Source organism: Pseudomonas entomophila (assembly GCF_023277925.1).
Taxonomy (GTDB): Bacteria; Pseudomonadota; Gammaproteobacteria; order Pseudomonadales; family Pseudomonadaceae; genus Aquipseudomonas; species Aquipseudomonas entomophila_D.
The window spans coordinates 83,364-98,979 of record NZ_CP063832.1; the positions used below are offsets into that span (position 1 = coordinate 83,364).

Annotated in this window: 11 protein-coding genes and 2 tRNA genes; 6 read left to right on the forward strand and 7 right to left on the reverse strand. The window is 63.5% G+C overall.

Annotated features, from left to right (window positions below):
- Positions 1-25: 25 nt before the first annotated feature.
- The 3 genes from IM733_RS00390 to IM733_RS00400 all read right to left on the reverse strand — a co-directional run bounded on the left by IM733_RS00390 (position 26) and on the right by IM733_RS00400 (position 2,402).
- Positions 26-1,288 carry an OmpP1/FadL family transporter gene (locus IM733_RS00390; RefSeq protein ID WP_248919061.1) on the reverse strand — a complete coding sequence of 421 codons (1,263 nt, stop codon included), beginning with the start codon at positions 1,286-1,288 and terminating at the stop codon, positions 26-28.
- A gap of 146 nt (positions 1,289-1,434) precedes the next feature.
- Complete coding sequence (locus IM733_RS00395) at positions 1,435-1,917, reverse strand: hypothetical protein (RefSeq protein ID WP_213659967.1); 483 nt, start codon at positions 1,915-1,917, stop codon at positions 1,435-1,437.
- 260 nt (positions 1,918-2,177) lie between these two features.
- On the reverse strand, positions 2,178-2,402 hold the full coding sequence (locus IM733_RS00400; RefSeq protein ID WP_011532690.1) for a hypothetical protein: 225 nt from the start codon (positions 2,400-2,402) through the stop codon (positions 2,178-2,180).
- A gap of 929 nt (positions 2,403-3,331) precedes the next feature.
- Here IM733_RS00400 and IM733_RS00405 point away from each other — a divergent pair.
- On the forward strand, positions 3,332-3,736 hold the full coding sequence (locus IM733_RS00405; protein ID WP_248919062.1) for a tetratricopeptide repeat protein: 405 nt from the start codon (positions 3,332-3,334) through the stop codon (positions 3,734-3,736).
- Positions 3,737-3,954: 218 nt separating this feature from the next.
- Positions 3,955-5,313, forward strand: a complete 1,359-nt coding sequence (gene rmuC, locus IM733_RS00410; RefSeq protein WP_248921102.1) for a DNA recombination protein RmuC — start codon at positions 3,955-3,957, stop codon at positions 5,311-5,313.
- Here rmuC and IM733_RS00415 read toward each other — a convergent pair.
- Together IM733_RS00415 and IM733_RS00420 are read right to left on the reverse strand one after the other, a co-directional pair.
- Positions 5,285-8,761 (reverse strand): hybrid sensor histidine kinase/response regulator, encoded by a 3,477-nt coding sequence (locus IM733_RS00415; protein ID WP_248919063.1) that lies wholly within the window; start codon positions 8,759-8,761, stop codon positions 5,285-5,287. The genes rmuC and IM733_RS00415 overlap by 29 nt on opposite strands.
- Before the next feature lie 235 nt (positions 8,762-8,996).
- Positions 8,997-10,181: an MFS transporter gene (locus IM733_RS00420; protein ID WP_248919064.1), complete on the reverse strand. Its 1,185-nt coding sequence runs from the start codon at positions 10,179-10,181 to the stop codon at positions 8,997-8,999.
- A gap of 163 nt (positions 10,182-10,344) precedes the next feature.
- Between IM733_RS00420 and IM733_RS00425 the strand changes: the two genes are divergently transcribed.
- Complete coding sequence (locus tag IM733_RS00425) at positions 10,345-11,484, forward strand: TDT family transporter (RefSeq protein ID WP_248919065.1); 1,140 nt, start codon at positions 10,345-10,347, stop codon at positions 11,482-11,484.
- A gap of 282 nt (positions 11,485-11,766) precedes the next feature.
- Entirely contained in the window at positions 11,767-13,641 is a 1,875-nt protein-coding gene (locus IM733_RS00430) for an MFS transporter (protein ID WP_248919066.1), read from the forward strand.
- Positions 13,642-13,659: 18 nt separating this feature from the next.
- Here IM733_RS00430 and sugE read toward each other — a convergent pair whose 3' ends face one another.
- Positions 13,660-13,977, reverse strand: a complete 318-nt coding sequence (sugE, locus tag IM733_RS00435; protein ID WP_248919067.1) for a quaternary ammonium compound efflux SMR transporter SugE — start codon at positions 13,975-13,977, stop codon at positions 13,660-13,662.
- 224 nt (positions 13,978-14,201) lie between these two features.
- Positions 14,202-15,122 carry a recombination-associated protein RdgC gene (gene rdgC / locus IM733_RS00440; RefSeq protein WP_213659974.1) on the reverse strand — a complete coding sequence of 307 codons (921 nt, stop codon included), beginning with the start codon at positions 15,120-15,122 and terminating at the stop codon, positions 14,202-14,204.
- A 216-nt stretch (positions 15,123-15,338) separates the two neighbouring features.
- On the opposite strand from rdgC, the gene IM733_RS00445 reads away from it, so the two are divergent.
- Together IM733_RS00445 and IM733_RS00450 are read left to right on the forward strand one after the other, a co-directional pair.
- Positions 15,339-15,414: transfer RNA gene (locus IM733_RS00445), tRNA-Val, on the forward strand.
- 13 nt (positions 15,415-15,427) lie between these two features.
- Positions 15,428-15,504 (forward strand) — tRNA-Asp (locus IM733_RS00450).
- The last annotated feature ends 112 nt before the right edge of the window (positions 15,505-15,616 follow it).

A 15,616-nucleotide genomic window follows, 5' to 3' on the forward strand; every position in this document is an offset into this window, starting at 1 on the left:
GGTTTTTTCATGCAGCGCGAGCGAATCAGAAGCGGTAGGTGAGGGAAGCACCGAGGCCGTGAGCGCTGTTTTCGTACTTGGCCTGGTAAGTACCCTTGGTCGGGCTTGCCAGGTTGACCTTGGTGTCTTCTTCCCACAGGTAGGAGTATGCCACGTCGATGGTCATGTCGTCGTTCGGGCTCCAGCCGGCACCCAGGCTGAAGATCTTGCGATCGCCAGTGGGGATGCGTGGCGAACGGTCCTGGTTGTTGGTCGGCGACTGGTCGACGGAGAAGCCAGTGCGCAGGGTCCACTCCTTGTTCACTTTGTACGAAGCACCAATGGCGCCTGCCCAGGTGTCGTGCCAGTTCTGCTCTTCGCTGATGGTGCCGAACTGCGCACGCAGCGCTGCCGGAACATCGTTGTTCACCGTGATGTCCTTCAGGCGGCTCCAGCGCGTCCAGGTGGTGCCTGCGTACAGGGTCCACTGGTCGTCGAGCTCGTGGGTGACCGAGAAGTCCACCGACTCAGGGGTCTTGATCTTCAGGTCGGCATCGAACTTGCTGCCGCTGTAGGGGCCGATGAGTGCGTTGTTGATCTTGGTCTTGCCTTCGAGCTTGTAGTCCACCATCGAGTGGTAGGTCAGGCCGAGGCGGGTGTGATCGGTGGCCTGGACCAGGATACCGATGTTGTAGCCGACCGCGGTGTCGTCGCCCTTGATCTTCACTTCACCATCGTTGCGACCAGGGGTGCGCGGGTTGATGGTGTTCGAGCCCAGCTCGCCCTTGATGCGGTTGATGGTCGGACCGAAGCCGATCGAAACCTTGTCGTTGAAGGCGTAGCTGACGGTAGGCTGGAAGGTTACCACTTCGACGTGGCTCTTCTTGCCCCAGTAACGTGCGGCGTCTCCACTGCCATAGTCGGTCACCAGGCCGAACGGAACGTACACACCGAAGCCGACGCTCCAGTTGTTGTCCAGCGGCTTGACGTAGTAGCCCATTGGCACACCGACGAACGGCACCATGTCACCATCGGTTTCCCCCCCGAGGTTGCTTCCACGGCCCGAAATATCGGATTTTGCGATGACGGCTGCGCCACCCACGGTAATTTGCTCGCGCTTCAGGCGCGACATGCCCGCCGGGTTTCCAAAGACCGTACTGGCATCTTCGGCAGATGAAGAACGACCCGCGAAACCTGTCCCCATGCCGCTGACACTTTGTTCGTTCAGCGCGAAACCGCTGGCGAGCAAGTGGCTGGAAGCGAGGGCAACGGCAATACCGAGGGAGGTTTTGAGCATTGCTTTTTTCATTATTAGAAACTCCTTGGGATCTCCGGGGCGAAAAGCTACCAACAAATCTCGCTCCACGCTATAGCCTGTAACGCAGGAGATAGAGCGGTTTTGTAGGACAATCCGACCAAAATTCCTTTTTTTCCGGTCTTCCAGGGAGATGGCGCTCAGGAAGTCTGGGCCAGCATCGGGGTGATGCAGTGGTGCCAGGCGAGGGTGAAGTCGCGTAGCCGCCCTTGAGGGTTGAAGGTCTGTCGCCAGATTCTCGCCAATCCCAACAAGTCGTCGGCGGGCGGCAAGGGGGAGGCCTGTTCTTCGATCAGCATCCAGGCGATAGCCGTGGCGTAGCGCAGGTTGACGGTCAGTTCCAGGTGCGGGCCGCCGAGGAAGGCGTGCTGGCTTGCCAGGCCTCGGACCAGGCTGGCGAGTTCGGGGTCGCGGGCGAGAAAGTCGTCCCACACCGATTGGTGACGCTGTTCACCGATGCGGTACAGGCCATGGCCACGGCGATCATGCAGTGCCGAACCCAGCGCCGACTGGCTTGCGGCAACGCCCAGTAACAAAGCTTCGGCGCTTTCAGAGTGGCGGTTCAGGTAGATCAGGGTTGGCCGGATCACATATCGGCTCAACTCAGTCGCAGCGATGCCCATGATGCCCTCGCCCAGGATGCCCTTGTTATGGAAAGGGCCGACGGGCGCTGGAGCTTGGCAGCTGGTGATTGGTCAGGCCCGCCGGAAGCGACCAAGGCCGCTCGAGTTGAAGTGTAGTGTGATAATCGTGGTGTAAAGGGCTGTTTTTAAATCGATTGCTGCCTGAGGGGGCGGGGCATATGCCCGCAGGCAATTAAGCCGGGAACCTTCAGGCAGTTTGGCGGGGCATGCATTCATGGTGTGAATCTGCCGCCATTCGTTCATGCAGTCAGCGATTGGCGGGTGCGCTCGATCACGGCCTGGAGCGGTTCAGCCCGGGTGTACTGGTCCGGGTAGAGGCGCTCGGAGTGGCAGGCGATGCCATGTTCGTCGACCAGGGTGAAGCTGAAGCTGCCCTTGCGTGGGGCAACGATAAGGCACTTCAGTGGAGCGAAGGCTTTGGAAAGGGTGCCGAAGGCAACCTGGATCTGTTGATGGTTACTCATATTGTTGGATGTTCCTGCGTAAGACACGGCTTTTGATCCGTGCACAATAGAAACGTTCCAGTGACATCTTTATTAAGGAGATGCAGAACCTGACCGGAACAGGGCAGCCAGAGGGGCGCATGCAATAGGTGGCGCTGGGCTGACTGGTAGGTACGACAGAAGGCAGGCAGCACACCGGGGCCAGGGTTCGAGGCGCCGGGGAAGATCCTGATCAATCTGAAACGTGATTCGTGCTTGAGCAGCGTGAGCCGCCGAGTGAATCATCGAATGGGCCGGTCCTGATGGGGCAGCGCTGTGCTGCAAGGACTGAGTGGCCAGAATTGACTTTCAGCTGGGTACTAACAGGGCGCAACCCTACACGAATGATTCAGGGGTTGCAAGTTTTTGGTGTTTGTTACGCGAAGCCGAGCATTATGGCGCTTCCATAGGCGGCTGTGAAGAGGGGCGAATGCCCCGGTAATCCCTCGAATGTACCGATTTCGTGCATGGACGTGCCGTTTGATGGTGCACTTGTACACATTCGGGCGAGGACTTGTAACCCCCTTGCAACAGGTTGTGGATGACTCGCCAATGCCTTGACTAGGGGCTTAAGTCAATGAAAAAAAACGCTAATTTTTGCTGGTGAAAAAATCGACAGTTTGACTGAAACCCCGATTTCACAGGGGTTTGCGGGCTGTGTAGGGTGGTTGTCCACCGAGTTATCCACAGCTTCTGTGGATTGTCCCATGCGCTTGCTCTAGTACGGGCGTGCCAGCAGTTTCATGAACTGTCCGACAATTGGGTTCCATGCTGGAAGTCACACGCGGGCAGCTGTAAAACGTCAAGAAAAAAACATTGAATATTTTTTTGCGTGGCCAAAAGTCGAGCACGTCACGAACGCGAAAAAGGAGTAGAGTGGCGCGCCTTACGAGTCACCATCGCTGTCGGTCATGAAGCTTCGCGGTAAACACCTCGCCAGTCCTGTTGCATCCCCTGTGCTGCCATCGCCAAAACAGTTTTCCCTGAAAGTGGCCCTGTGGCTGCTCGACAACCCGCGTCTAGGTGACAAACCCAGCGTCAAGCACCTGGCCGGGCGCATGCTCAAGCAACCGGCGCGCCAGGGCGTGGTGGTGGCCCAGAGCCGTCTGGGGCAGATGCTTTGCCGTGACTGTGGCAACGCCCGGGACCGGCGCATCGGCCATGAACTGTTGCGCCAGGCCGCGCGTGCCGGTGACTGCCGTGCGCAACTGGAATACGGCCGGTTGTGCCAGGCGCAGGCGCCAGAGCAGGCCCGTTACTGGCTGGAACTGGCGGCGGGGCAGGGGTCGCAGGAAGCCCGGCGGTTGTTGCTGTAGGAGCGGATTCATCCGCGATGCGCACGGCCATGCCTGGTGACAGGCAGCTTCGCAACCGGGCTGATAAGCTGAGCGGCAATCGTCAACGTTAGATCGGGGTAAGCATGACAGTGGATCTGACCAGCATTCTGCTGGGCTTGGTGGCCGGCGCGGTGCCCTGCCTGGGCTGGGTCATGCAGGTGCAGCGTGGTCAGGGCGCGCGCAGGGCTGAGCAGGCGCTGCTTGAGGAGCGCCTCAATGCCGCGCAGTTGGCCCAGGCGGGGTTGCAGGCGCAACTGGAGGCCGGGCGCGACGAGATCAGCGACCTCAGTGAGGCCAACACCGTCAAGCAGACCCAGCTCGCAGCTCAGGGCCGTGAACTCGAACTGCTGCAGATCGACCGTGACAACGCTCGCGACGCCGCCCACGCCTGGAGCCTGGAGCGCGCCAACCGTGAAGCCGAGCTGCGTCGCCTGGAGGCACAGGCCGCGCGCCTGGAGGCCGAATTGCGCGAGCAGCAGGAGAGCCACCAACAGCGCCTCGAAGACCTGCAAGAGGCGCGTGACACCCTGCGTGCCCAGTTCGCCGAGATGGCGACGAAGATCTTCGACGAGCGCGAGCAACGTTTCGCCCAGACCAGCCAGCAGCACCTGGGGCAATTGCTCGATCCGCTCAAGGAGCGTATCCAGGCGTTCGAGAAGCGCGTCGAGGAAAGCTACCAGCAGGAGGCGCGCGAGCGCTTCTCCCTGGGTAAGGAGCTCGAGCGCCTGCAGCAGCTCAACCTGCGCCTGTCCGACGAAGCCACCAACCTCACCCAGGCGCTCAAGGGGCAGAAGACCCAGGGCAACTGGGGCGAGTTGATCCTCGAGCGGGTGCTGGAGCACGCCGGGCTGGAGAAGGGGCGCGAGTACCAGACACAAGTCAGCCTCAAGAGCGCCGACGGCGAGCGCTTCCAGCCCGACGTGCTGATCATGCTGCCCGGCGACAAGCAGGTGGTGGTCGACGCCAAGGTCAGCCTCACCGCCTACCAGCAGTTCGTCGGCAACAACGACGAGGCTGCGCTCAAACAGCACGTGCAGTCCCTGCGCAGCCATGTCAAAGGCTTGTCGAGCAAGGACTACAACCGTCTGGACGGGTTGCACAGCCTGGATTTCGTCTTGCTCTTCGTACCGATCGAGGCGGCGTTCTCGGCGGCCTTGCAGGCCGAGCCCAACCTGTTCCAGGAAGCCTTCGACCGGCAGATCGTGATCGTCAGCCCGACCACGCTGCTGGCCACCCTGCGGGTCATCGACAGTTTGTGGAAGCAAGAGCGCCAGAGCCAGAACGCCCGCGAAATCGCCGAGCGTGCCGGCTGGCTGTATGACAAGTTCGTGCTGTTCATCCAGGACCTGGACGAACTGGGCGCTCGTCTCACCCAGGTGGACAAGGCCTATGCCGCGGCGCGGAACAAACTCTGCGAAGGGCGCGGCAACCTGGTCAGCCGCAGCGAGCAGCTCAAGCTGCTCGGTGCCAGGGCCAGCAAGAGCCTGCCCAGCGAGCTGATCGAACGGGCACTGGCGGACGAAGCGGTTACTGAACCAGGCTCAGATGCCGATTGAGCAGGGCGCGCAGGGCGGCCGGCTTGACCGGTTTGGCGAGGTAGTCGAGGCCGGCGGCGTGGACCATGGCGATGGTTTCATTGCGCCCGTCGGCACTGATCACCACGCCCGGCACCGGCTCGCCCAGGCGCGCGCGTAGCCAGCCCATCAAGCCGGTACCGGTCTCGCCATCGTCCAGGTGATAGTCCACCAGGGCCAGATGCGGGCGTAGCCCTTCGGCCAGCAGCGCCTCGCATTCAGCCTGGTTGCGCGCGGTCCACACCTGGCAACCCCAGCGCCCGAGCAGGCTGTTCATGCCGATCAGGATGCTATCCTCGTTGTCGACACACAGCACCTGCAACCCGGCCAGGGGCTGGCCGGCCTGCTCCACGGGGGCCACGACCGCGGGCGCCGGGCTGCGGGCGATCGGCACGCTGACGCGGAACACGCTGCCTTTGCCTGGCCATGAGCGCACTTCCAGCTGATGCCCCAGTACCCGGCACAGGCCATCGGCAATCGCCAGGCCCAGCCCCAGGCCTTTCTCGGCGCGGGTCTGGTGGCTGTCCAGGCGCTTGAACTCCTGGAAGATCACCTGCAGCTTGTCGTCGGCGATGCCCGGGCCTCGGTCCCACACTTCCAGCCACAAGCGCTCACCCTGGCGTCGTACGCCGAGCAGCAGCGGGCTCTTGCCGTAGCGCAGGGCGTTGGTGAGGAAGTTCTGCAGGATCCGGCGCAGCAGCTTCATGTCGCTGTCGACCCGCAGCCGGCTGCCGCGCAGGCGGAATTCCAGGCCTTTCTCGGCGGCCAGCACCTTGAACTCGGCGCCCAGGGTGTCGAACAGTTCGTTGAGGGCGAAGGGCTTGACGTCCGGAGTGACCTTGCCGTTTTCCAGGCGCGAGATGTCCAGCAGGTCGCTGATCAGCTCTTCGGCCGAGCGCAGCGAGCTGTCCATGTGCTGCACCAGTTGCTGGGCTTCGTCGTTCATGCCCTCGGCCTGCTGTGACAGGGCCGCGGAGAACAGCCGTGCGGCATTGAGCGGCTGCATCAGGTCATGGCTTACGGCGGCCAGGAAGCGGGTCTTCGACTGGCTGACCGCTTCGGCGCGGCTCTTGGCTTCGGTCAGCGCCTGGTTGAGCTGCGACAGTTCGTGGGTGCGCTCGGCGACCCGCTGCTCCAGGCTTTCGTTGGAGTCGCGCAGGGCCTGTTCGGCTTCGCGGAACGGGGTGATGTCGGTGAAGCTCATGACGAAGCCGCCACCGGGCATTGGGTTGCCGATCAGCTCGATCACCCGGCCATTGGGGAACAGCCGTTCGGAGGAGTGGGCGCGGCCCTGGCGCATCCAGTGCAGGCGCCGGGCCACATGGACCTGGGCCTCGCCCGGGCCGCACAGGCCGCGTTCGGCGTTGTAGCGGATGATGTCGGCGATCGGCCGGCCGACGCTGATCAGGCCGTCGGGGTAGTTGAACAGCTCCAGGTAGCGGCGGTTCCAGGCCACCAGGCGCAAGTTCTGGTCGACCACGCTGATGCCCTGGTTGATGTTCTCGATGGCGCCTTGCAGCAGTGCGCGGTTGAACTGCAGCACCTCGCTGGCCTCGTCGGCGATGCGCACCACGTCCTCGAGCTGCATCTCGCGGCCTTCAATGGCGGCCTTGACCACCGCACGGGTGGAGGAGGTGCCAAGCACGCCGGCGAGCAGGCGCTCGGTGTGTTCGATCCAGTCGCCATCGGCGTTCTGGTTGGGGTTGAAGCCCTTGCCCTGGCGGTAGGCGAAGCGGATGAAGCTCTGCCGTGCGCGCTCTTCGCCGACGAAGCGTGCTGCAAGTTTGAGCAGGTCGTCGATCTGCACCGCCAGCAGTGGTTTGCTGGAAGGGCGGGCGCTGGTCTGCTGGCCGATGAAGCGGCCGGCCTGCCAGTGCTCGGAGACCCGCGTGCGCGACAGGATCGAGACCCAGGCGAACAGGGTGAAGTTGCCCGCCAGCGACAGCACCACGCCTTGGGTCAAGGGGGTGATCGGCAGGTTCAGCGGGTTGCCGTGCAGCCAGGCCAGGCCCGGGAACAGTGACAGCGACCAACCCAGGCTGTGGGCGGTGATGGGCAGGACCAGGGTGTAGAACCACAGGAAGATGCCGGCGGCGAGGCCGGCGAACACGCCGCGGCGGTTGGCCTGTTTCCAGTACAGCGCGCCGAGCATCGCGGGGGTCAGTTGGGTGACCGCGGCGAAGGCGATCTGGCCGATGGTCGCCAGGCTTGCGGTGGAACCCAGCAGGCGGTAGCTGACGTAGGCCAGCAGCAGGATCACCACGATGGTCACCCGGCGCACCGAGAGCATCCAGTGGCGGAACGCTTCAAATGGCCGTTCGGCGTTGTTGCGCCGCAGCAGCCAGGGCAGCAGCATGTCGTTGGAGACCATGGTCGACAGCGCCACCGCCTCGACGATGACCATGCCAGTGGCCGCCGAGGCGCCGCCGATGAAGGCCAGCAGCGCCAGGCTCGGATGCGCCTCGGCCAGCGGCAGGCTGATGACGAACGAGTCGGAGATCACCGTGCCCGGCAGCAGCATCTGCCCGGCCAGGGCAATGGGCACCACGAACAGTGCGGCCAGCGCCAGGTACAGTGGGAACACCCAGCGCGCCAGGCGCATGTCCTGGGGCTCGATGTTCTCCACCACGGTGACGTGGAACTGCCGTGGCAGGCAGATGATCGCCATCATCGCGACGGCGGTCTGCACCACCATCGAAGGCCAGTTGATGGTCTCCTGCCAGTAGCTTTCCAGATGCACGGACTGGCGCGCCTGGGTGAACAGGTCGTCGAAGCCGTCGTACAGGTTGAACACCACGAACGCGCCCACGGCGAGGAACGCTAGCAGCTTGACCAGTGACTCGAAGGCAATGGCCAGGACCATGCCCCGGTGGTGCTCGGTGACGTCCAGGCTGCGGGTGCCGAAAACGATGGCGAACAGCGCCAGTACCAGCGAGATCACCAGCGCGGTGTCCTGTACCCGGCTGCCGGTGGCGTCGGCGTTGGCGCCGATCAGCAGGTTCACCCCGAGCACGATACCCTTGAGTTGCAGGGCGATGTAGGGCAACACGCCGACCAGGCAGATCAGCGCCACCACCACCGCAAGCGTCTGCGACTTGCCATAGCGGGCGGCGATGAAGTCGGCGATGGAGGTGATGTTCTGCTGCTTGCTGATCAGCACCATCTTCTGCACCACCCAGGGAGCGAAGATCAGCAACAGCATTGGCCCGAGGTAGATGGGCAGGAACGCCCACAACTGTTCGGCGGCCTGGCCGACCGCGCCGAAGAAGGTCCAGCTGGTGCAGTACACCGCCAATGACAGGCTGTACACCCAGGCACGCAGGCGCGGCGGCAACGGCGTGCTGCGGCGGTCGCCGTAGAAGGCGATGGCGAACATGATGGCCATATAGGCCAGGGCGACCACGGCGATCAGCCCACTGGACAACGACATGCAAACTCCGGAGCAAAAAATAGAACGCGGTCCCGATCAATCAGTCTGGCACGCGAGCGTGGGTTCGTCAGCGCAGACCATGGTCGCAGTGGCAGGAGGTCGCAGGGGGAGGGCACGGCACATCCTGCAGGCGCGGGTTTACCCGCGATCACCGGCGCAGCCGGTGCCATGCCCCGTGGAGACTGCATCGCGGGTAAACCCGCGCCTGCAAGGTCCGTGCTGCAGTCGCTAGCGCCTATTGCACCACGCTTCGCGTACCCAACCAGTAGAACACCGCCGCCAGTATCACCGAGCCGATCAACAGATAGAACACCGCCCCCGGCACCAGATAGCCCAACGCCGCCCCCACCAGCACCGGCCCCAGCGCGGCGCCAAGGTTGCCCAGGTTCTGCGCCCCGTAATAAACACCCCGCAGGTGCTCCGGCGCAATCAGGTCGATGAACATGTATTCGGCCGGGATGACGATGATCTCGCCCAGGGTGAACACCAACATGGCGACGCACCAGGCCAGTACCGAACCGGCCAGGGAGAAGCCCAGCAAGCCGGCGACGAACATCGCCATGCCGGCCATCAGCCAGGGCATCAGGCGGCGCCGGTTGATGCGTCGGCCGATCAGGTACTGCAGGGCGATCACCGTCACGGCGTTGGTGGTCACCAGGTACCCGACCAGTCGCGCCGCCTCCTCGGGGCTGCTGGTGACCACCAGGTACTGCGACAGGTAGGCGGTGAACTGGCCGAACACCACGGCGCTGAGCACGCCACCCAGGGTGAAGCACACCAGGCGCCGGTCGCGGGCCAGGCCTAGGGCCACCTGGGAAAAACCGGCGCTGGGTTGGGTTTCGGCGCGGGCCTCCAGGCCACGGGCGCCTAGGCGCTGGTAGGTCAGGCACATGCCCAGGCCGATCAGCGCGGAGGCCACGAATGGAAGATGGCCGTCCACCTCGATCATGGCAACCCCGAGCATCGGGCCGACGGCGTAGCCGATGTTGCTCAGGGTGTACTTGATTGCGAATACTTCCGCGCGCGCGTCCACCGGCAGCAGCGCGCAGAACCCCGCCTTGGCGGCGATGTCGACCATGGCCAGGGTCAGGTTGATCAGCACCAGGCAAAGGAAGAATAGCGCCGCCGAGGGGCTGGCGATGGCACCGGCGAAGGCCAGCGCGAAGATCAGCAGGCTGGCGATGACCAGCGTATGGTTGCGCACGGTATCGACCAGGTGCCCGCCGTACAGGCTTAGTAACGACGCGACGATCAGCGCGCCGCCGATCAGCAGGCCGATGCGTCCGACCGTGAGCTGGAAATTGTCGGCCAGGTAGACCACCAGGTAAGGCAGGGTGATGGCTCGGGCGACTGTCAGGGTGAAGGTGGTGAGCAACAGCAGGCGTACCGGCTTCGGGTAGCCTTTGAGAGCGGCAAGCATTGCGACGTCCTGGTCTGGGTGGGGCGGTCGCCAAGCATATTCCAAGCGATATGGCGTGCGCTATATCTGCAAAATAGATAACAGATAGAGAAATTACCCGTTATATGGATATTCTTTCCGGGCATAAGATAATTCCACCTTACACAAGGCCAGGAGACATCCCATGCCATGCCCCCAGACTCGCGCACCGTCGTGGCGCCCCTTCAGCCAGTTGGCCCATCCCCGCGAGGTGATCCGCCAGTTCACCCCCAACTGGTTTGCCGCGACCATGGGGACTGGCGTGCTGGCGCTGGCCCTGCATCAAGTCCAGGTGCCAATGCTCGATGCCGTGGCCGAGGGCCTGTGGTGGTCGACCATCGGCCTGTTCGTCCTATTCTGTGTCCTGTATGGCGCACGCTGGCTGCTGTTCTTCGACGAGGCACGGCGAATCTTCGCCCACTCCACCGTGTCGATGTTCTTCGGCACCATCCCCATGGGCCTGGCCACCATCCTCAACGGTGCGCTGGTATTCGGCCTGGCACACTGGGGCGAGGCCGTAGTGCCGTGGGTCGAAATGCTCTGGTGGCTGGACGTGGGCCTGGCGTTGCTGTGCGGCGTGGCCATTCCCTACCTGATGTTCACCCGCCAGGAACACAGCATCGACCAGATGACCGCGGTGTGGCTGTTGCCGGTGGTGGCGGCGGAGGTCGCCGCAGCCAGTGGCGGGCTGCTGGCGCCACACCTGATGGATGTGCACCGACAGTTCCTGGTGGTGATCACCAGCTACGTGATGTGGGCCGTGTCGTTGCCGGTGGCCTTCAGTATCCTCACCATCCTCATGCTGCGCATGGCCCTGCACAAGCTGCCACCGGCCAACATGGCGGCGTCGAGCTGGCTGGCGCTGGGGCCGATCGGCACCGGCGCGCTGGGCATGCTGGTGCTGGGGGGGGATGCGCCGGCGGTGTTCGCCGCCAATGGTCTTGGCAGCTTGGGTGAAGTGGCCCGGGGCCTCGGCCTGGTGGCCGGCATCGTGCTCTGGGGCGCCGGTTTGTGGTGGCTGCTGACGGCGGTGTTGATCACCCTGCGCTACATGCGCCAGGGCATGCCGTTCAACCTGGGCTGGTGGGGCTTCACCTTCCCGCTGGGGGTGTACTGCCTGGCAACCCTGAAGCTGGCGGCCTGGCTGGGGCTTGGGTTCTTCACTGTGTTCGGCCTGGTACTGGTGGTGGCGCTGGCACTGCTGTGGCTGCTGGTGGCCAGCCGGACTGTGCGTGGGGCCTGGCGAGGCGAGTTGTTCGTGTCGCCCTGCATCGCGCAGGCTTGAATGTGCCCTGCCCCTCGCAGGTGCTGGCTTGCTGCCTCTCGTAGCAGCGGCTTCAGCCGCGATGCAGGCGTCCCGGTACGTGGCACCCGCTTTGCGGGTGATCGCGGCTGAAGCCGCTCCTACAGAGGGCTGTGACAATGCAGTCCCAGGGCAATTTCCTGCAAAGTCTCTACCTGCCCTGGCGGTGTACCGATCTTGTGCCGGCACGCAATCCCGTGCAGATTTGTGGCTTCGCGCGCCCGGCGTGCCTCCAATGACAAAGCCCAACCAGGTACAAGGACGATGAGTCACCCCTCGCAATTCACCCTGCTCGGCAAGCGGCGCTTCCTGCCGTTCTTCATCACCCAGTCGCTGGGTGCCTTCAACGACAACCTGTTCAAGCAGTCGTTGATCCTGGCCATCCTCTACAAGCTGAGCCTGGAAGGTGACCGCTCGATCTGGGTCAACCTCTGCGCGCTGCTGTTCATCCTGCCGTTCTTCCTGTTCTCGGCACTGGCCGGGCAGTTTGGCGAGAAATTCGCCAAGGACCGCTTGATCCGCGCGATCAAGCTGGCCGAGATCGTCATCATGGCCATCGGTGCCACCGGTTTCGTCACCCACCACCTGGAGCTGATGCTGGTGGCCTTGTTCGCCATGGGCACCCACTCGGCGCTGTTCGGCCCGGTCAAGTATTCGATCCTGCCCCAGGCCCTGCGTGAAGAGGAGCTGGTGGGGGGTAATGGCCTGGTGGAGATGGGCACGTTCCTGGCGATCCTGGCCGGCACCATTGGTGCCGGTGTGATGATGTCGTCTTCGAACTACGCCACCGTCGCTGCCATAGGCGTGGTGGGCACTGCGGTGCTCGGTTACCTGGCCAGTCGCTGGATCCCCCGCGCCGCCGCTGCGGCGCCGCAGATGAAACTGGACTGGAACATCTTCCGCCAGTCGTGGGCCACCTTGCGCATGGGGCTGGGGCAGACCCCGGCGGTGTCGCGCTCGATCGTCGGTAACTCGTGGTTCTGGTTCGTCGGTGCCATCTACCTCACGCAGATCCCGGCCTATGCCAAGGACTGGCTGCACGGTGATGAAACCGTGGTGACCCTGGTGCTGACCCTGTTCTCGGTGGGCATCGCCATCGGTTCGCTGCTGTGTGAGCGGCTCAGCGGGCGCAAGGTGGAGATCGGCCTGGTGCCCTTCGGTTCCTTTGGCCTGACCCTGTTCGGTTTGCTCTGGTGGTGGCATTCGGGCGATGTACCGGCCGGCGCCGTGCCCCACGACTGGCTGGCGTTGCTGGGCATGAGCCAGGCCTGGTGGATTGTGCTGTCCATCGTCGGGCTGGGCATCTTCGGTGGTTTCTACATCGTGCCGCTGTACGCGCTGATCCAGGCGCGTACCCCGGAAGATCAGCGGGCTCGGGTGATCGCCGCCAACAACATCCTCAATGCACTGTTCATGGTGGTCTCGGCGGTCGTCACCATCGTCCTGCTGAGCGTTGCAGAACTGAGCATTCCGCAGCTGTTCCTGGTGGTGTCGCTGCTCAACATCGCGGTGAACGCCTACATCTTCAGGATCGTGCCCGAGTTCACCATGCGCTTCCTGATCTGGCTGCTCAGCCATTCGATGTACCGGGTCGAGCACCGTGAGCTGGAGCGCATCCCCGACGAGGGCGCAGCCTTGCTGGTGTGCAACCATGTGTCGTTCGTCGATGCATTGTTGATCGGCGGCGCCATTCGCCGGCCGGTGCGTTTCGTCATGTACTACAAGATCTACAACTTGCCGGTGCTCAACTTCGTGTTCCGTACCGCTGGCGCGATCCCCATCGCCGGGCGCGGTGAAGACGAGGCGACCTACGCGCGCGCTTTCGCCCGCATTGCCCAGTACCTGGCCGACGGCGAACTGGTGTGCATCTTCCCCGAAGGCAAGCTCAGTGCCGACGGTGAGATCGATGTGTTCAAGGGGGGCGTGAACCGCATCCTGCAGGAAACGCCGGTGCCGGTGATTCCGCTGGCGTTGCAGGGGCTGTGGGGCAGCTTCTTCAGTCGCGACCCGAACAAGGGCTTCTTCAAGCGCTTGTGGTCGCGGGTGACCATCGTGGCCGGCGCCGCCATCCCGGTGGAGGCGGCGCAGCCCGAGGCGCTACGCGAGCAGGTCAGCCTGTTGCGCGGCGATAGTCGTTGAGGGGCAGGGAAGTGGAGGTCAGCTGGCGCTGACCTTCAGGCCAACCAGGCCGGTGATGATCAGCGCGACGCTGGCCAGGCGCACCAACGCCATCGATTCGCCGAACAGGATGATCCCGGCGATCACCGTGCCAACCGCACCGACGCCGGTCCAGATGGCATAGGCGGTACCCAGCGGCAGCTCTTTCATGGCCAGGCCTAGCAGGCCGAGGCTGATGACCATGGCGCCGACCGTGAGAAGGGTGGGGAGTGGGCGAGTGAAGCCGTCGGTGTACTTGAGGCCGACAGCCCAGCCGACTTCGAACAGGCCGGCGAAGAACAGGATGATCCAGGACATGGTGAGTCTCCATCGTTATCAATGATGGGGCCGTCCCCGGAGCGATCACGCACTGCGTCGTGAGGTCGTCCTCACAGTGCGCACTATAGTGCACATAATTCGAAGGTGGGGCAAGCCAGGGGGATCAGTGGTGCAGGGTGGTTCGCCGGCAAGCCGGCTCCTACAGGTACAGCATGCTTCGTAGGAGCCGGCTTGCCGGCGAACGGGGCGGCGCTCGGAGCGACTCAGACCCCTTGCGGAATCTCCTCGCCCCCCAGCGCCTCGAACAGCGCCGGCAGGAACTCGGTGAAGGTCATCATCATCAGGGTGAAGCTGGCGTCGAATTGCTGCTGGGCTTCATCGCCGCCGTCCTGCTCGGCTTGTTCCTGCAGCAGTTCCTCGAACTTCAGGCGCTTGATCACGGTCTTGTCGTCGAGCACGAACGACAGCTTGTCCTGCCAGGCCAAGGCCAGCTGCGTGACGACCTTGCCGGTGCTCAGGTGCAGCTGGATCTCTTCACCGGTCAGGTCCTGGCGCTTGCAGCGCACGATGCCGCCGTCTTCACCGGTGTCGCGCAGCTCGCACTCGTCCAGCACATAGAAGCCTTCGGCGGCTTGTTGCGACTTGACCCAGTCGGTCATGGTCGCGGCCGGGGCGATCTTCACGGTCACCGGCCGCACCGGCAGCGAGCCCATGACTTCGCGCAGGGTCGACAGCAGGTCCTCGGCACGCTTGGCGCTGGCCGAATTGACCAGGATCAGGCCCAGGCGCGGGGCGATGGCGGCGAAGATCATCGAGCGGCGGATGAACGCCCGCGGCAGGAAGGCCTGGATGATCTCGTCCTTGATCTGGTCGCGCTCCTTCTTATAGACCTTGCGCATCTGCTCGGTCTCGATTTCCTCGACCTTCTCCTTGACCGCGTCGTTGACCACGCTGCTGGGCAGGATACGTTCTTCTTTGCGCGCGGCGATCAGCAGGAATTCACCGCTGACGTGCACCAGGGGAGCATCGGCGCCCTTGCCGAACGGGGCGACGAAACCGTAGGTGGTCAGCTCCTGGCTGGCGCAGGGGCGGGCCGGCTTGCTGGCCAGGGCGGCTTCCAGCGCTTCGGGCTCGAACGGGACATCCTGGGTCAGGCGGTAGGTCAGCAGGTTCTTGAACCACATGAGGGGGAATCTCTCCTTAATGCATAAGGCGGGCATTATTCTCCGAGCGGTGGTTCGAGGCCAGCCCTGTCAGAGGGCCAGCAAGCATATATAAGGAGGGAAAAGCCCGGCGCAGCTAGGTCTTTGAAAGGCCTGGCATTTTTTTTTGATTTTTTTGAAAAAAGTGCTTGCCAGGGTAAAGGGTCCTCCGTAGAATGCGCGCCACACCGAGACGAAGGGTGATTAGCTCAGCCGGGAGAGCATCTGCCTTACAAGCAGAGGGTCGGCGGTTCGATCCCGTCATCACCCACCACTCGATGTATAGCGCGGCGGTAGTTCAGTCGGTTAGAATACCGGCCTGTCACGCCGGGGGTCGCGGGTTCGAGTCCCGTCCGCCGCGCCATATTCAGCTTCAAGGGCCCACTGAACACCCTGAAGCTACAGAGAAAGCGACCTTAGGGTCGCTTTTTTTGTTTCTGGCATTGCGCCAGAATGCCCCCTGTCCGCCGCACGTG